The 18,043-nt window shown below is 47.1% G+C and carries 12 protein-coding genes and 1 pseudogene; 1 reads left to right on the plus strand and 12 read right to left on the minus strand.

What is annotated here, in order from left to right:
• Positions 1-51 precede the first annotated feature (51 nt).
• Positions 52-936 carry an IS481 family transposase gene (locus tag ICL80_RS17420; RefSeq protein WP_194213994.1) on the plus strand — a complete coding sequence of 295 codons (885 nt, stop codon included), beginning with the start codon at positions 52-54 and terminating at the stop codon, positions 934-936.
• A 66-nt stretch (positions 937-1,002) separates the two neighbouring features.
• Here ICL80_RS17420 and ICL80_RS17425 read toward each other — a convergent pair whose 3' ends face one another.
• The 12 genes and pseudogenes from ICL80_RS17425 to ICL80_RS17480 all read right to left on the minus strand — a co-directional run bounded on the left by ICL80_RS17425 (position 1,003) and on the right by ICL80_RS17480 (position 17,994).
• Positions 1,003-3,012, minus strand: a complete 2,010-nt coding sequence (locus tag ICL80_RS17425) for a serine hydrolase domain-containing protein (protein WP_194213995.1) — start codon at positions 3,010-3,012, stop codon at positions 1,003-1,005.
• Between the two features lie 316 nt (positions 3,013-3,328).
• Entirely contained in the window at positions 3,329-5,263 is a 1,935-nt protein-coding gene (locus ICL80_RS17430) for a CocE/NonD family hydrolase (protein WP_194213996.1), read from the minus strand.
• 127 nt (positions 5,264-5,390) lie between these two features.
• Positions 5,391-7,970 carry a TonB-dependent receptor domain-containing protein gene (locus ICL80_RS17435; RefSeq protein ID WP_194213997.1) on the minus strand — a complete coding sequence of 860 codons (2,580 nt, stop codon included), beginning with the start codon at positions 7,968-7,970 and terminating at the stop codon, positions 5,391-5,393.
• A 77-nt stretch (positions 7,971-8,047) separates the two neighbouring features.
• On the minus strand, positions 8,048-9,142 hold the full coding sequence (locus ICL80_RS17440) for a FecR family protein (RefSeq protein WP_194213998.1): 1,095 nt from the start codon (positions 9,140-9,142) through the stop codon (positions 8,048-8,050).
• Positions 9,135-9,728, minus strand: a complete 594-nt coding sequence (locus ICL80_RS17445) for an RNA polymerase sigma factor (RefSeq protein WP_194213999.1) — start codon at positions 9,726-9,728, stop codon at positions 9,135-9,137. The genes ICL80_RS17440 and ICL80_RS17445 overlap by 8 nt, the downstream gene beginning before the upstream one ends.
• Before the next feature lie 255 nt (positions 9,729-9,983).
• A complete protein-coding gene (locus tag ICL80_RS17450) occupies positions 9,984-10,646 on the minus strand; it encodes an IS3 family transposase (RefSeq protein ID WP_194214000.1) in 663 nt (220 codons plus the stop codon).
• Between the two features lie 328 nt (positions 10,647-10,974).
• The gene (locus ICL80_RS17455; protein ID WP_194214001.1) at positions 10,975-12,270 is read right to left on the minus strand and encodes an APC family permease; all 1,296 of its coding nucleotides are present in this window, start codon (positions 12,268-12,270) and stop codon (positions 10,975-10,977) included.
• Positions 12,270-12,488 (minus strand): hypothetical protein, encoded by a 219-nt coding sequence (locus ICL80_RS17460; RefSeq protein ID WP_194214002.1) that lies wholly within the window; start codon positions 12,486-12,488, stop codon positions 12,270-12,272. Before ICL80_RS17460 ends, ICL80_RS17455 begins: the two co-directional genes overlap by 1 nt.
• Before the next feature lie 84 nt (positions 12,489-12,572).
• Positions 12,573-12,803: pseudogene (locus tag ICL80_RS17465) on the minus strand (integrase core domain-containing protein); the annotation flags it as partial.
• A gap of 95 nt (positions 12,804-12,898) precedes the next feature.
• Complete coding sequence (locus ICL80_RS17470; protein ID WP_194214003.1) at positions 12,899-14,527, minus strand: serine hydrolase; 1,629 nt, start codon at positions 14,525-14,527, stop codon at positions 12,899-12,901.
• Between the two features lie 35 nt (positions 14,528-14,562).
• Positions 14,563-16,524: a serine hydrolase domain-containing protein gene (locus ICL80_RS17475; RefSeq protein WP_194214004.1), complete on the minus strand. Its 1,962-nt coding sequence runs from the start codon at positions 16,522-16,524 to the stop codon at positions 14,563-14,565.
• A gap of 321 nt (positions 16,525-16,845) precedes the next feature.
• Positions 16,846-17,994 (minus strand): DUF819 family protein, encoded by a 1,149-nt coding sequence (locus ICL80_RS17480; RefSeq protein WP_194214005.1) that lies wholly within the window; start codon positions 17,992-17,994, stop codon positions 16,846-16,848.
• Positions 17,995-18,043: the final 49 nt, after the last annotated feature.

The following is an 18,043-nucleotide window of genomic DNA, read 5'->3' on the forward strand; positions in this document are numbered from 1 at the left end:
TGCGACCTCGTGGGTCTCTTCATGTAACCTAGTTGCATGGAGGGTTTTACAATGACCAATGATGAGAAAGAGATCAGGCGAAAGCTTGCGGTTCTTAAGCGGACTGAAGAAGTGGGCTCAGCTGCTAAAGCGTATAGATATTATGGCATTCCAAAGACAACATACTTCAGATGGAAGAAAGCCTACCGGGCCCATGGTGAGCAGGGTTTAATCAACAAAAAGCAAATTGCTAAAAGGCATCCTAATCAAACGCCAGATGAAGTGGTCGAGAAAATACTTTACTTGCGTCAGAAGTATCACTTGGGGCCAATTCGGATCATGTGGTACATGGCCCGATATCACGATTTGCGGGTGTCTGATGCTACAATCTCACGCGTGTTAAAGCGGCACGGTGTGAGCAGACTACCAAGGAATGTCGGTCGGCGTAAAATCCACACAAAGCGGTATCAAAAGCAGGTGCCTGGCCATCACATTCAAATGGATGTTAAGTTTCTGATATTCAAAGGAAAAGATGGCAAAAAGATCAAACGCTATCAATACACAGCAATAGACGATGCAACACGTGTACGGGCCTTGAAAATATACAAACGACATACGCAAAAAAGCGCCATCGATTTTGTAGACTATATCATCGACAAATTCCCATTCCGCATTCAACAGATTAGGACAGACCGGGGGCATGAGTTCCAGTCTCAATTCCACTGGTATGTCGAAGACAAGGGTATCAGACACGTTTATATTAAAGCCAGAACACCGCAACTCAATGGCAAGGTAGAACGCTCACATCGCTCAGACCAACAAGAGTTTTACCAACTTCTCTGCTATAAAGATGATGTCGACCTGGAGGCCAAACTGGCTGAATGGGAAGCCTTTTATAACTTTGCAAGACCACATGGTGCTCATGGCGGAAAAGCACCCTATGAAAAGCTATTATGAACAAATGAAGAGTCCCGCAAGCGAGTGGCTATTACATTTCTACGTTAATATTAAGTGGTGTGCACTTTATAAAGCCAAACTTGTCCCTATTAGGCCGAAGGCTATTGCCACATATAAAAGAGTAGCACAGCTCAGCATTCGCATAATATTCCAAGCGCAAACAAGCCCTTTTCGCCACCCTTTAAATACAGCAAAAGCAGCACACATATACCACACAGACATAAGAGCAGCTAAAGGGAACACTATAAAACTGAGGATCTGTAGCACACGTATCCACGGGTCTAGCGCTGATGTAAATGAAAACTCACTCACTATCCAACCGATAGTTCCCAGCCATCCCAACATAAGTAAAACAGCCCCAGCAATGCTGCCCTGCATCCATAAACGCCTTGGCAGTCTTAAGTCATTTATTGCGGGTTTACTAGCATACCAGCGACGTAAAAGTGCCCCAATCGGTTGAAGCAGCAGTGCTAACAGGAGAACTCCTATAGAGAGTAGCAGCAAGGGGTTAATCCAACCTGCACTACGCCATACGGGAACCGGTAGAAAAGCGCCGATTGGTGCAGTATCACCGTAACTCCACATTGTAACCTTCCCATCAACGACTTTAGCACCAAGCAAGGTGGTACCACCAACTTCTCTCCAGAGAAACGGTTCAACTTCTTCGAACTGCTTTAATTGTCCATTTTCACCCACTATCGCCGATGCAGTAATCCGCCCAGAATCATCAACTGTCACAACAGACTGAGTGACAAGATCAAGCAGTGATGCATACCCAACCTGCCATCGCTGGGCACTGCTGTAACGGCCAGCTATCAACATTCCATCACGATGCGCTGTATCTGGCACAGCGTTATCTCTGCCGATAGACCCGGGAAAGTAACGGTCTGCAAAGCCATTCAAAAGATCAGTACGAATAGCGCGGCTACCATCATCTCGCCCCACACTGTTAAACGATACAAAAATACCAACATTATCGTCTAGAAACAACTGCACTGCACTGTGAAAAAAACGTGTGTCGCCATCATGCCCAATAATGCGGTGCCCATTTCGGTTCATAGAATAAAAACCAAGCTGCATACGGTTTAGTTTTGAGTTTATAGTGGTAAATGGGCTATCATGCATCATTCGAGCAGTTTCAGGCTTCAGAATACGCACACCACGATATTCTCCACCCTGAAGATGCGCGATCATGAATTTCGCCATATCCGGCCCCGTCATTGCCGCACTTCCCGCAGGCGCCGGAAACATTTCATAAGCTTTTGGAGATGATGATGCGAGGCCGTATCCACGCGACATGCTGATCTGCAGTGCAGGTGGCAGGGGCTGGCGAAAGCTGGCATGGCTCATACTAAGTGGATGAAAAACATGATCCTCAACATAATCTTCAAACGATTGCCCTGAAACACGTTGCACTATGTATCCAGCAAGGGCCGCTCCATAATTAGAGTAAGATGGTACCTGACCAGGCTTATAGACACGTGGAGGCATTTCATTTTTGAGAAATTCACCAAGCGCCATTCGCCCCGCAGGATCAAATAGAAGTAGGTCTTTAAGCTGCTCCTGAAAACCTGGCGTATGTGTCATGAGGTTGCGCATTGTGATTGGTTCTTCGTTAAAAGGGGGGATCTTAAAATCCAGATACGTGTTGATGTCATGGTCAAGGTCAATAGTACCCCGTTCAACCTGTTGCATCACAGCGGTCCATGTTATGAGCTTTGACGTCGAACCTGGGCGAAACAATGTGGTTTCAGCATCTACCTTTAACCCTGCAGCAATATCGGCATAGCCATAACCACGCTGGGTCAAAATCAAGCCATCCTTAACGATAACCACAATAGCCCCAGCCACATCGCTACGTTTAATTCTTGAGGGCACGAAACCATCGAGCCAAACATCCACATCCATCTTGATCAGTTTGGGATTTTCTATATGAGTAGGTATCTCATCTGTTGATGCCCCCAAAATCGCTTGATCAGAGGCAAGTGCCGGGGGTGTTGTAAACTCAGCTGTTTCTGCATTACAGCCAAACCCAAGTAGCCCGCAAAGAATAGCCGTAGTTACCAATTTACACATATTACCTTACCTGCCCTATCAAAATAGCCGTCAAGGCAAGTATAAATACCACCTGCAAAACGACTGATGTATAAACACCTAAATTGATGATGCTTTGAAATGTAGCGTAAATTTTTCTATTTTGAAATATATTTTCTTATTTAATAATATAATTTCATTTCTGAGAATTTTGCCTCTTGGTTGAGGCTCGATATTTCCAAGGCCTACTTGCTTTCAGCTAGGTCATGTTCAAATGTAATAACCCATAAAAAGTGCCCTAGCCCAAAGGACTAAGGCAATTTGCGGCAGTTGCAGTGTCTTACGCCACCTTAAGTATCTATCTGGCGGTTACATCTTGGTTACCGGTCAAGACAGGTAGCTCCAGATGAGACGGAAACTGGACGGAGCGATAAATATCATGCTCGGCAGTCTTAAAGTCTTTTTCCGTGGCGCGGTAAATATCCATAAATTGCTGCGGGTTGCGGTCGTATGCTGGGAACCAGCTACTATGAACCTGCACCATAATCCGGTGCCCCTTTTTAAAAGTATGGAACTTATCCCAGATATTGAACGAAATAGGGGTCACTTTGCCCGGCTTAAGTGGTTTTGGGTCACTCATGCTTTCACGGTATTTAGCGCGCATAACTTCAACACCAACCAGCATCTGATAATCACCCATTTTTACCTTTTGATGTTCAATCTCAACATCGGGCGCATCGCCAGGGTACACATCAATCAGTTTCACAAAATAGTCTGCGTCTGTCCCTGTTGTCGATACAAATAGACTAGCAAGAATAGGCCCTGCAATGGTGATGTCCTCCTCTAAAACATCGGTACGGTATGTCAGAACATCAGGTCGCGTAGACACTTGGCGCTGGTCTTCTATCATCCAGTCATGGCCCGGCGCTGTGATAATCTCGGTTGAAAAAGGTACAGGCTTTGCCGGGTCATTCACATATTTATCAAATGCTTTTTTGCTTTTATCGGCAGGTTTATTGAACGACAGCTTGCCGCCTTCCTGAAAATACAGGTTTTTAACTTTACTGGCTTTAGGCGGCCACTGGTCAAACCTGTGCCACTCATTGTTACCGGTTTCAAATACAATTGCCTCAGCCGGGTTCCAGTCCCCTTTGCCTTTCAGGTTATATTCAAAGAACGGGAACACAATGTTCTTCTGATAATATTCAGAGGTTTTTGAACCAAACTGAATATCCCCAAGATATGAACCATCCATAGTAAGCCAGCCGCCATGACGCCACGGTCCAACAACAAGTGTACTTTTGTTGCCCGGCGTGGTTTTTTCTATCTCGTTATAAATAGAGATCGGGCCGTAAAAATCTTCTGCATCAAACCAGCCTGCCACATTTAAAATGGAATGGTTGATGTTTTTCATGTGCGGCAAAGCCACCTGATCTTTCCAGAACTTGTCATAGTTAGGATGGTCGATAAAATCATTCCATGCAGGAATGGCGCCGCCGAAATATTTTTCATTCAGTTCTGATGTTGGTCCTGCATTCAAAAAGAACTCATAGCCCCATGGGGTTCCATAATCAAAAGGCTTGGCCAGCTCGGTGGTTAGTTCATCACGCTTGCGTGCTGCAAAGTTCATCCAGCTAAAGCTATACATCAGCCGGAAAGCACCATTATGGTGCCAGTCATCGCCAACAAACATATCAGACGGTGAGGCTTGCGGAGATGAAGCAACAAGCGCCGGGTGCGCATCCACCATACCCATTACGGTTGTCCAGCCGGGATATGAAATGCCCCACTGGCCTACCTTGCCGTTATTGCCTTCTATATTATGCAGCAACCATTCAATGGTATCATAGTTATCTGTACTGGCATCAATAGCGACCGGATCATCCTTGTTGTCACGAATGCTGCGAATAACCTTAAAGTCGCCTTCTGACTTATAGGTGCCGCGCAGGTCCTGCAAAACAATGATATACCCCGACTTCAGGAAATCAACCGACGGTGCCATGCGCATAACAGGCGGAAAATCATCACCGTAAGCCTTAATGGAATAGGGTGTTCTGAACAAAAGAATAGGATAGTCTTTTGAACGGTCCTTTGGCCGGTAGACCGCAGTAAACATCTTTTTGCCATCACGCATGGGGATAGAATATTCCGCCTTATCGTAGTGCGCTTTAACATCATAGCTTTCACTGGTATCTGCTTGTACCTGTGGCTGCAAAGAAATGATGAGTATTATGGTCACCATCATTTTCGTGTAGTCACGCAATTTTGTTAGGAAGCAAAATTTCTCAGTCATCAATTTTCTCCAGGTAGAATTTATACCTTGACGCGTCTAACAAGACACTGAATGTAGGGCCACTCGACTACGGGTGGCGTGGCCCTACATTTTTAATTCAGCTCAGAGTCTACCTATAATAATGGATTTAAAAATCTACCGTTAAGCGGGCACCATAGGTTCTTGGTAAAGCTGAATACCCAGAGGCTCGAGCCGGTGCAGTTGGATCACCTTCTTTATTCAGGAAATGCTCTGTATTCGCCAAATTACTGCCATAAAACTGCAAAGACCAGTGTGCATCACTTGGGAAATAGGTAATTGATGCATTAACAAGGCCGAAGCCTTTTTGCTCATAAAGAGGCCCTCTGCCCGACCGAAATGTCATAAGACTTTGGTATGTTACACTGCCAACCAGTTCAAGTGAACCAGTTTCACCAACGGGAACAACATAATTGCTGATCAGGCTAATCTTATGTTTTGGTGACCGTTCGAGCGGTTGGCCGTCTAAATTCGTTTGCACACCGTCAGGGTTCTCTAGCGTGATCGATTCTGGAAGAACCGTCAAATAATCGCTATATTGAGCATTCAAATAAGCATATGTACCAAATAATGTCCATGCATCCAGTGGTTTCAAGGTTGCTTCAAGTTCTAGGCCAGATATCTTGGCTGCTGCTGCATTTACCAAACGCAACGATGAAATACTTAAACCTACACGCCTTTGAAGGTCGGTGTAATCTGCATAAAAAGCAGTTACATTGAAGTTAGCGCGCCCGTCCAAAAGTGACGTTTTTAGGCCCGCTTCATAATTCCAAACAGTTTCAGGGTTGAAACCGACCAGATCAGTGCTAAGAGAAGCAAAACCACCACTTTTAAATCCCTTAGCTACGAGAGCATATAATAAAGTGTCTTCGGATACCTTATAATCTATCGAGAAACTTGGTGTTACAGAATTCCAAGAATTTTCCCGCAGAGGGCTGCTAAATAACGATATGACACCCGCACCCGCATCAAGCAAAATATCGTTACTCAACTCTCTATGTTCGTTGCTGTAACGGATACCACTGTTAATGTTGAGCCTATCAGTCAGCGCATAACTTAATTCCCCATAAACTGCCCAAGCCCTAGAACTGCCGCTAGCAGGGAGAAATACATCCACGCCAGGGGACGAGTCCGTAAGATCCTGACCAGTTTTTTCAGAGAGGAAGTTCCCACCAAACAGGTAATTTACTTTGGAATCGCCAGCGTTACGTGCATAAATTTCTTGGCTAAAGGTGCGAGCTGTTTCAGCAAGTGCTACATGTGATTGAAAGAGCGTTGTTGCATCATCATCTGTGAATATGGATGTTTTTGTGTCCCTGTACGCCGTGATTGAAGTTACATCAACGATACCGTTTACTAACCAGTTTACAGTAGCGGATACCCCAAACAAGTCACGATTATCAAACGTGTCAACTAAATCACTATTAACGGCAGCTTGAAACTTTCCAGTTGGTAAAATTGCTCCGGTACCGCCATCTCCCAAAGATAGAACTTGGTCCAAGGGAAAGCCCTGACGCTGATGATAGTAATCGCCCGCCAAAGTTAACTCTAGGTTATCGCTTGCCTTAAAAAGCAACTTACCCCGATATGATTGGTAATTTTCATCACCGCCTTCCCCAGCACCCGTACCTACATTGGTTATATAACCATCGCGCCTAGAAGCTGATGCCGACACTCGGAATAAGACTTTGTCTTCAACCAAAGGACCACTAATCATTGCGCTACCCTGAATATGGTCGAGATTTCCCATCTCGGCAGTAACCACCCCGGTGAATGTTTCTGATGGTGCCTTAGTTACGAAACTAATAACGCCGCCAGTAGCATTACGACCATAAACCGTTCCCTGAGGCCCACGTAATACTTCTACTCTTTCAATATCAGCGAAGGGAATTTGGTTGCTGGTCTGACGTGATAAATAAACACCATCAACGTATGTTGCGACAGAAGCGTCAGCCGATATACTTAATAAATCGCTTGATATACCTCTGATCGCGTATGTGCCGCCCAAGTTTGTGGAAGCTGTCAGGCCCGGCGTAAAAGCGGCAAGATCAGCTGTATTCCTAATGACTGAACGCTCTAGAAAGGCATTTGAAAATGCGGAAATAGCCGCTGGTGTATCTTGCAGCAAGGTATCTCGCTTTGTGCCTGTTACGACAATTTCATCCATGGAAAATGCATTTGCGTTATCAGTATTTGCCTCTTGTCCATGAACACTACTAACACCAGCAACACCAAAAAATAATGCTGATATGCTGGCTAGTAGCCCCTTTTTGCGATCCCTAATTGATTTACTCTTCATAAGTCTCTCCCTGTTTTGCGCATCTGCGCTTTGGCCTTGGGCTATAAAAATAGCGCCACTCTGTGTTAGGCCGCCAGAAAGACCAGTACCCTCAAGCATTTGTGAGAGTGCATGGGGTAGGCTAAAAGTGCCGCGGATAGCGTTTGTGTGCTTACCCGAAACACCTTCGGCAGGGATAATAATAGACTTGCCCGTAATACGGGCTAGCGTCATCAAAGCAACATCCATATCGGATGAAGGGATAATCAACTCATATGTTGCAGTCGCTTTCTTCACCTCATCAGCATCAACATTCACTGACAAAAATAAAGTACACAAAACTACAAGATATTTTACGAGCAGTACCCCTTTGCCTTGTCCTCTCCCTGATTGCCACTCAATTCTGTTCATTATTCGAACGACCTATTTTAAGAGAGGAACTCAAAGAGAAAACCCGCAAAGAAATATTGTGTGTTTTTTTATATCCATCAATACAACGCCTCAGAAGCCGCTGTTCGGGGCACAAGATAGACTAGGTCTGGAGACACGCGATCTGCTTTTACGTCGAGCGCCCCTTCAATTCCTTCAAGCATGATATCAACGTCACCAATGTCAAGAATCCCTGTAATTACCTGATGCTTTAGCGATTCATTACCAATCTGAATCTCCACTGTTGTGTAACGTGCTACTTCATCAACAACTGATTGGAGTTCCCGCTCATAAAAAATAAGCTGGCCTTGCTCCCATGATAGACGCTCTGCCACTTCCTGACTTGAAATAAACTGCTTGGCCACCCCAGAAGTACGTGTAATTTCACCCACCTGCCCAGACATGATCACAACAGGTTCCAGTGTAGCTTTTTTTATAGAGCCTTTGTCTTCTGTAGTATGTATTAACTCAGAAGTGTCAGGCCTTTCCTGAAGTTCAATAGCACCTTCCGCTACTGTGACGCTAACTTTATTGCCTTCTACACGAACAGAAAATTTAGTACCGATAGATCGAATAACCCCATCTGAAGCATAGACATAAAAGGGCCTCCTTTTATCATGTGCAACATTAAAGATTGCTTCTCCGGAAACGAGTCTTATTATTCTCTCATCTGCAAAAAATTGCTGTTCAATAATACTATTTGTATTCAATATAAAATTCGAGCCATCGCTCAATTCGACACGCCTCGTTTCCCCAATATTCGTTGAAAAATATCCAATTTCAGAGCTTGGCATATAAAACAAATAACCCAGAAATGCGCAAAAAAAAGCAATGCAAATGAGAGGAATATATTGCACCCTATATGCCACAGGAGCCAATGTAGAAAAAAGCCTACCCAGCCTTTGGCCTCTAAGCCCGGCCTCTGATGGGAACGCTAATCCAAGCTTGCTTAATGGCTCATCCAAGCTATACCACATTGAGGCCAGTGACTTAATTTCTTCACTATTTTTTGGGTTTTCTGCCAACCACTTTGTAAACGCTCGGCGCTCCTCATGTGTCAAGGCACCACGATCAAGTTTTGCCAACCAGTCTGAAGCTTGTAGCTTACCCTCATTGCTTATTCTAAAGGAAACAACCTCTTCTTTATCAGCCATGAGGGCCTCCTTTATCGTCCTGGCGTCTGGAGGATAAATGTATTTCGCTTTTTCCAGAAGTAGCAGATATTATTTTTTCCACGCCGTAGCCTTTACCTGACATCACATCTTGACACCGTTTAATTCCCTGCGCAAAATACTTCTCAACCGAACTAATGGAAACACCTAATTTTTTTGCAATTTCCTTATGAGAAAAACCATAAACCCGCCGCAGTAAAATTGCTCTTTGATGCGTTTTGGGCAATCCTTCCATAGCCTCCCAAAACGCAGCCAAGGTTTGCTTATGCTGCATCACTTCATCTGCTAAAGGAGCCTCGGATTCTTGAAGAGCTTCGTCTATCTCACCCTGAATCTCTCGAGACCTCCGTTGATGTTCTTCCAAAACCATATTACGTGAGACAGTATATAAATAACTTTTGGGAAACACTAATGGCGTTTTCTCATGGGCAGCGATCGCACGCACGATTGTTTCCTGCAAAATATCATCAATATCTTCCGGCTTAACGGACATTCTCAATAAAGTACGTACCAACACCTCCCTGTAACTCAGGAATGTTTTAATAATGCTATCGTGCATTTTTGACATGACACTACTCTTTTGCAAATATATTATACGCCTTATTAAATAATGAGAGTGTTCACAGGTCAAAAGCCTCAATAAAAAATTGAAACTCTATAATAATAGCTCCACGATGCTTATATTAAATGTGCAGATTTTAAGATTCTGCATACTCTCTTCCCAGTGCTTTTTAAGCGAGCCGCAGAAGCAAGCATAAATCCCGCATTTAACAAGAATGGTGTATAATGGACTTGTCTTAAAAAAGTGGACACGACCATGCTCTTAAGCGGCTAGTTTCTCATACGCCATTGGGCTGATGTTGCCAAGGGTCGAATGCCTTCGTTTCCGGTTATAGAAGTTCATGATGTACTCATTGATGGTCCTTTCTGCCTGTTCACGGCTTTCAAACTTCACACGCCATACCAGTTCCGCCTTCAAGGTCTTGAAGAAGGCTTCCACGACAGCATTGTGTCTCCGCTTCGCATCGTCAGCTTCGCAAACATAGCAATTGCCCTTACCGGACATTGACGACAAGATACCGTGTTGTTTGAGTGTCATCTGATATTCTGTCGCCACATATTGGCTGCCACGGTCTGAATGATGGATCAGGCCTGGCTCTGGCTGCCTGAGGGCAATTGCCATCTTCAGGGCCTGAAGCGCCAAGTCCTGCTTCATGCGGTCATTCATGTGCCAACCCACAATACGTCGGCTGTAGAGGTCCATCACGACAGCCAGGTAAGTCCAACCCCGGATGGTGGCGATATAGGATAGGTCAACGACCCATTTCTCATTGGGCTTGTCGGCAGTGAAGTCCTGTTCTAGCAGATTGGGTGCATAGCCGAAGGATGGTGCGAGTCCACGGCGCTGATACCGCTTCTTGCGGCTACGGATAGCCTGGATGCCATTCTCCCGATCAAGCGGCCAATCCGGGGACGGCCCTTTCAAGCTCGGCCCTGATATGGGCTAAGAGCATCATGTCTTCCCTGGGTAAACCGCTGGTCAGCGCAAGCTTTACTGCTTCACGCATGAAGTCTGCTGAATGTCTCTTGTGGACCATATATTCCGACAATCAGTATTCCTAAATCTGTTGAAGGCCGTGTCCACTTTTTTTATACAAGTCCACTGATGTAGAGTTGGACACTCGGAGGCAGAAGCTTGTGGGTACTCAGGCTCGCAATACTCTGGCGATAGCAGAAGCTGAGGCAAAAGCCGAAGAAATGAAGCTGAACCCTTATACTACTATGCCACCACAGGCTCTAGTCGGCCTACAGCTTCACGTTGCCCGCCGCCCTACAAACCACCAATAGACGACACCTAATATTGCCCAAGCGCCCAAAAGGGCATAAGGGCGCCAGTCCGCGGTAGCGCCGAGGCCCATCATCAGCACCGAACAAAAGACGCCGGCAGCACTTACATAGATCAAAGGGCGTCGCTTCATGCCAAAACCAGAACTTAAATGTAGTTCGGGCTGGCGACGTAACAAGAGGATTGAAGCAAAGCAATTTGCGCCATATTTGAGCATTGTCGGCAAATTAGCAGCGAGAAAGAGAAACAACAGTTCATCGGGGAGTAACAAGCAAGCAATGGAAAAAAGGTACGCAACAAGAAGCGCAATATGAGGTGTCCCGAACCGGGCATTTAATTTCCCAAGTGATTGGGGCAGAGCCCCATCCCGCCCCATTGCAAAAAGGAACCGCGCAAAGATCATCATCAGAGCATTCATCGCCGCAGTAATTGACAGTAAGGCTGTCATGAGAATGAGTGGCCCGGTCCAATTCCCGAGAGCTTGGCCTGCATCCCCAACTGGAGCATAACTAACTGCAGTCACAGGTGCACCAAGAACACCCACTGTTACTAAAAATGTGCCAAGATAAATTAAGAACGCAATTGTCGACGCTATGGCAAGCCCTTTGGCAATCACTTTTCCTCTGTTTCGTATCTCTTCCCCAGCTTCTGCCGCACTCTCGATGCCAGTAAAAAGACCAACAAGCAAAGGAATAGCAGCCCCTATACCAAGGAGGCCAGCAGGCGCAAAGGGCACTAAATTCGCGCTCTCGATCTGAGGCAGGCCATACGCGATAAAGCAAGTAAGTGCTATCAGCTTCAACACGACAAGTACCCGCGCCACACGCCCGACAAAACCACCACCAAAAAAATTAAGGATCAATGGCAACGTCAGCATGATAAGTACGACAGGCAAATACGGGACATCTACCAGTCGCTGGAGGTAACCCGTAAATACAGTTGCCATGATGTAAAGACCACCAGCACATCCGATGATACGAAGCCACCCTATGAGGAAACCAACGAGAGGATGGATAAAAAGCGTCGGCCATACATAAGAGGCACCAGTCCGAGGTACAGCTATTGTCATGAATGCATATACAATAGCAAATAAGACCATCGGCACCGCCGCGCAGCCAAGCGCGATGAGCATTGCCGGCCCCGCCACGCCGGCAGCAGGCGCAACAACCGAAAATATTGAAACGCCAATAGCAGCGCTTAAACCAATAGCACAGATATCAGCCAATCCGAGGTCTTGGCGTAGCTTTGCTTTATTATCTGACATCATTGGTCTCCACTGATGAATGCGCGCAGGTCTGACGACAATGTCGAGAGCGCTTTTTTACTTACAAATATCATATGGCCTGCGGGATAATCGTGTGCGGTAATCCGCTCTAATGGCAGGCCGCCATGCGTATAATTTCGTTTTACAGAAAGAGGTGCGGCCATCAGGTCATAGTGTCCTGATCCGAAAAACAGACGCATTCCAGAGTTGTCACGCATCGCGGTGGCCACATAAGGCGTCACATCATGATACGTCTGCTGTACATTGTAGGAATGTACGACCTCGTGGGACATCTCGTGGATTTATTGTAGCTTTTCCCTCAAAGATTCATAGGGTGTTTTCCCGCCATGTGCCCCGTGAGGCCTGGCGAAGTTATAGAAGGCCTCCCATTCCGCCAGTTTTGTCTCCAGGTCCACGTCATCTTTGTAACTCATTAGCTGGTAAAACTCTTGCTGATCGGACCGGTGTGATCGTTCGACCTTGCCATTAAGCTGAGGCGTCCGTGCCTTGATATAGACATGACGAATGCCAAGGTTAAAGAGCTGATGCCAGACGACTAAGCAGGAATGGTGCAAGGCAGCTTTCCAAGCCCCGCCCCCTGACACCACCCAAAGTGACAACACTCGGTTTATTCTACTTTCCTGAAGTCTAGATCCTGAAAATCAAAGCTGAAATCGGTGGCGGGCGACACCGCGCGCATGGTCATGCCCACCGCCTTACCATCGAAGCCTTGCTCAAATCGTACATAGGCATCTGCATCCAGACTCCGGTCTTTCCAACGTACGATAAAAATATTCCCGCTATACGGCGTAAGAGGGCCTTCAAGATTTTTGGTCCGGCTGAATTTCAAGATGAGTTTATCGCCCTGCAATTTGACAGTCGCATCACCGCGCCATGCATCGGTGTATGTCCCTGCATAGGAACTGAGCGGCAGCGTTGGCAGGCCTGCCCTTTCTGTTACCTTGGCGGCTTCAGTTTCGACCTCTGCGGCATTTGCCGCACGCTGAGCCATCATGGCCTGAGCAATCCCTACCCAATCTCGTCCCTCTTGGCCGAGATAAGCATCAAGGATCTGTCCGCCCACAGATTCCATCGCCGCACCATTTTGCTGATTGGTGAAAACAAGCACACCCAGGCCAAGGTCGGGCACTATACTGACCCATGTTACTGTACCAAGAACACCGCCGGTATGATGCACACGCATCTGGCCATGCGCATCACTCAAATTCCAACCGAGCCCGTAACCAGAAAAATGTGTTCCGTACATGGTTTCAAGCAAAGGGGTTTTCGGCGTAGGCGTAACAACATCCCACATTTCTGCACTGCGCGCCGCGCTGAAAAGTTGCTTACCGTTTAATGTTTCTCCGTGCCCAATTTGGGCTTCCAGCCATTTAGACATGCCGGTAATATTGCAGTTTATTGTCCCTGCCGGGCCGATTGCTCTCATGTCCATCACCGGAACCACATGCACTTTGCTGTCAATCACGACATGCGGAGCCGCAACATTGCCCTTGTTTGTAATGAGATCATAACGGGCCGAACAATCAGACATCTGTAGGGGCTTGAAAATACGCTCTGTTATAAAGTCTTCCCAAGATTGCCCCGTCACCGCCGGAATAATTTGCCCCGCGACCATATAAAGCAGATTGTCATAATCATATTTGTCACGAAAACTAGAGACCGGCTTCAAGTATCTCAAACCATGCATAATCTCATCACGGCTCATGTCTGTGGCTGGAAAAAACATCAGGTCGCCAGCACCCTTACCTAGGCCACTGCGGTGCGTTAATAGGTCCCGAACAGTAAATTCCTGTGTCACATAAGAATCATACATCTTAAATTGTGGAAGATGGTCAATAACCTTGTCATCCCAACGCAGTTTTCCTTCATCCACGAGAATGGCGAGTGCCGCCGCTGTGAATGCTTTTGTATTAGAGCCAATCTGGAAAATCGTATCGGCATTTACTTGATCTGATTTTCCATCTTCACGGACACCGTAGCCCTTCGCGAAGACCAATTTACCATCCTTAACGATACCGACCGCCATACCCGGAACCTGGAAAGCTGCCATCGCTCGGGCCACCGTGTTATCGATTTTATCAACTGTAATCGGCATCACAGGTGTCGTCTCGGCCGGGCCTGTCGGCACGGCCTGCGCCCAGACAGGTGAAATTCCTGAACAAAGCGCGAGCGCAAAGACCGTGGCGGTCGAAAACAGTGTATGGATATGCTTCATGATTGTCCTTTCTCTGAGCAATATTGGCTCTCGCCTATTCCAATGATTAAGCATCTTCAAAATTTGGTGCCGACACCGATAAGGTGAAAGTTGAGTGTAACCCAGAGAATAACCAGTGCAGCGATAACCAGTAGGGTAGAAGACAGTTTTGGGACCCAAGTCGTAGGGCGCTTCCACGTTCTGATCAGATTCCAAATTGCCGCAATCGGTAGCCCGATAAAGGTGATATTACTGAGAAAACGGCACAGCCAGATAGGCCAATCAGCAGTACCCATTGCTGCGACCTCCACTGTAAATACCAGTGCCCATGTCAGGAATGTAACGACCGTAAGCCCAGACAGAGCGAGAACAGCACGGTAAGCACTGTGGTCCCTACCCACGAGGCCAAGGGACGCACCGAACCGGCGCCGGACAAGCGCAGACACTGGCCAATACAAGGCTGCAACAGCAACAACAAATAGCGCCGTCAGGAACAAAGGCATAAGCCATGATGCATCTCGGTACCAAGGCATACGGTCTAATACTATAAACGGTGATATCTCGTTAATGCTCCAACGAACAACCTTACCGTCCTCAACAAGAGCAGCCAAACGCTCATGGCCATAGGCATCCTGCCAAACAAACGGAGCGACTTCGATCCATTTCTTAGGCGGCCCTGAAAAAATTGCCGGTAGCACGGGGCGCCCGTCCTGATCGAGGCCAACCTGATATTGGTCCAGAAAGTTGGCGATATCCATGAAGGTGGTAAATTGGCTGCGGCTGCTAAAATAGTTACCCGCCAGCATTTTTGCATGTTCCTTCGCTGTGGGGAGCTCCACAAGTGGCTGCGCGCTTTCTTTCGGGAAATAGCGGTCAGCAAACTGCTCAAAGAGCGCTTGACGAATAAGGGCCACCGCCCCATCTGCGCCAGCACTATTCATTTCGATCATCAACCCGAGATTCTTCTCGGGGAACAACCACATGTAACCATGGAAATTGATAAGGTCTCCGCCATGTGCGATTGCGGTAACACCGTTGATCTGTTGTTCATAAAAACCGAGTGCCATGTGGTTAAGACCCGGGATTGCACCATAAGCTGGTGCATGCATGGTCTTTGCCGTTTCAGGCGCCAGCAAACCTGCTCCTTTGTTCAAATGAGCAATCATGAATTTAGCGCCGTCACTGCCTGTCATCGACAGCGAGCCTGCTGGTGGAACGGAGATCAGTTCGAAGGGCATCGGATCAACTGAAGCCTTCGGATACCCCTTTGCCATCAACGGCTGGAGCTCTGCAGGCAAGGGCTGCCGGAAACTCGAATGGTCCATACCAAGGGGTTGGAATATTTTCTGCTCGATATAAGCATCAAAGGACAGGCCCGACACTCGTTCCACAATATACCCCGCCAAGGCTGTCGCATAATTGGAATAAGCAGGGGTTGTGCCTGGCTCAAAAACCCGTTGCGGCAACAATTTTTTTACAACATCGCCCAACGGTTCAACATCTCCGCTAAAACTGAACCCGCCCTTAAATGCATCTTCAAAACCCGGCGTATGTGTCAAGATGTGGCGCAGCGTAAGCGGCTTGTCGTGAAAGGCGGGAATCTTGAAATCAAGATACTTGTTAACGTCAGTGTCCAGATCCAGCTTACCCTGTTCAACGAGCTGCATCACTGCTGTCCAAGTAAAGAGCTTCGATGTTGATCCCACACGGAACAAGGTTTTTTCTGGGTCGACTTTCTGGCGTGCGGCCATATCGGCATAACCATACCCACGCTGCGTCAATATTTCACCGTCCTTGGTGACAACAACAACAGCACCGGCGACATCGCCTTGCTTGATCGCATAAGGAATAAAGCCGTCAAGCCAAGCATCTGCGTCCGTTTTTGTTAACGCGTGTGCACCTTGCAAAGCGGCTTCAACTTTAGGGGCCAAGGGCTGCTCAAGCGCCGCCAGCGGCAGGGGTTGTGTATCCTGCATGGCCGCAGAAGCACCGCCCATAACCAATAGACCAAGACAAACCATTACTATAAAATTGCGCACTCTAACCTCCGTCTGTTGTCGGAACAGGCATATCGGTCATTTTGTGCCGATACTGCACAGCTCGCATCTAAGACAGCTTGATCGGGCAAGAGACACACAAACCTGTATCCGCCTAATGCCAAAATGCGCTGTCCTTATTGTTATTTCCCTTTCGGGCCTCGTATTTTCAGGAGTATATGATAAAAAGTTCTAAAAGGGAATAATTTTCTATTGAAGAAAATATATATCTAAAGCCCTATCCGATCAAATTCAATGTCACGGCCAGCCATTCTGCGCCTGTTGGTTAAGCTGCCGCGAAGAGCTAGAGCTTGTGCCGAGCAATTATCCGAGAGCGGCGAAAAGTGTGACACCAATGAAGTTGGCAATAGCATACCCGCAAACCCCCAAAAGAACGGCCGGCGCAACAAGGTCTGATCGCCCCTTCCCCGCCGCTAAAGCAGCCGCACTTGCAGGGCCCGCCGCGCACGCATTGGACGCAATAACCACTTCCATCAGTGGTATTTTCAAGAGCCGACTACCTACAAATATCATCCCTGCATGACAGATCAGGATACAGGCCGCATACATCAGCACCACAAAGGCTTTATCAACGAGTGCCGTGATATCGGCGCTGATGCCAATGGCCGCGAAAAAGAGATACATAAAAAGTAACCCAATTTCATAATCGCCTTTCAGGGCTTTGAGCTGTTTGGGGAAAAAGTTTGCGACAGCGATTGTAAATGCCGTTGAAAACATAATTGTAAAATTACCAAGCCCAAACCAGTTCGCCGTAACATTACTAAAGAAGCAAATAACCAATGCCAGCCCAAGCGCAAAAGCAATATGCTGCAAGTTCAGGACTACCCCTCCCATTTCAGTGCCATCTACAGGCATTCCAGACGAGGGGCGTTTTTCCACTATTGCCGAAACACCAAAAAGTTTCTGAAACACCATGATTGAGGGCACAGCAGCCAGAAAAGACAGATAGAGCACCCCTGCCACATTATCGGCCGCAATGCTGGCGACAGCCAATGATGGCTGTAGCTGCAAAGACTGGATCACCGCAGCCATATTCATCGACCCGCCAATATAGGTCGCGGTAAATACCCCAGCCAATTTGGGCCCGTCCGGTCCAAGGGGCAATAATGCATACCCAATGACAGCGCCGACAATCGTGCCGACAGCACCAATCAAAAACGCCACCCCCATGCCTTTTGTTTCCTCAACAATACGGCGCAAATCCGCCTTCAAAAGCAAAAGCGGAATGGCAAGCGGCACAAGATAAGCCCAAACAACATTATAGACCGGCGCGCTTTTAGGCAGGACACCAAGGTTTGACAGAGCCATGGAAAACAAAAGAATACTGGCTGCGCCAGAAATATTGCGCCCAACCCGTGTTTTTTCAATCCAGAACCCTGCAGCTGCGATCAAACACAGGGCGCCCAGCAACATAAAGTCTGCATCCTGCGCAATCAGCGCATGATCACTCATAGTAAAACCCTCTTATCTGTATAATGAGATGTCATTTGAGGCCGTCCAG

It is taken from the genome of Kordiimonas pumila (assembly GCF_015240255.1).
Taxonomy (GTDB): domain Bacteria; phylum Pseudomonadota; class Alphaproteobacteria; order Sphingomonadales; family Kordiimonadaceae; genus Kordiimonas; species Kordiimonas pumila.

Excerpts from the sequence above, each read along its gene's own strand:
- ICL80_RS17460 (WP_194214002.1), bottom strand. The coding sequence starts at position 12,488 with ATGCGTGACAACTCTGGAATGCGTCTGTTTTTCGGATCAGGACACTAT.
- ICL80_RS17435 (WP_194213997.1), bottom strand. The coding sequence starts at position 7,970 with ATGAACAGAATTGAGTGGCAATCAGGGAGAGGACAAGGCAAAGGGGTA.
- ICL80_RS17425 (WP_194213995.1), bottom strand. The coding sequence starts at position 3,012 with ATGTGTAAATTGGTAACTACGGCTATTCTTTGCGGGCTACTTGGGTTT.
- ICL80_RS17480 (WP_194214005.1), bottom strand. The coding sequence starts at position 17,994 with ATGAGTGATCATGCGCTGATTGCGCAGGATGCAGACTTTATGTTGCTG.
- ICL80_RS17445 (WP_194213999.1), bottom strand. The coding sequence starts at position 9,728 with ATGTCAAAAATGCACGATAGCATTATTAAAACATTCCTGAGTTACAGG.
- ICL80_RS17430 (WP_194213996.1), bottom strand. The coding sequence starts at position 5,263 with ATGACTGAGAAATTTTGCTTCCTAACAAAATTGCGTGACTACACGAAA.
- ICL80_RS17455 (WP_194214001.1), bottom strand. The coding sequence starts at position 12,270 with ATGTCAGATAATAAAGCAAAGCTACGCCAAGACCTCGGATTGGCTGAT.
- ICL80_RS17440 (WP_194213998.1), bottom strand. The coding sequence starts at position 9,142 with ATGGCTGATAAAGAAGAGGTTGTTTCCTTTAGAATAAGCAATGAGGGT.
- ICL80_RS17420 (WP_194213994.1), top strand. The coding sequence starts at position 52 with ATGACCAATGATGAGAAAGAGATCAGGCGAAAGCTTGCGGTTCTTAAG.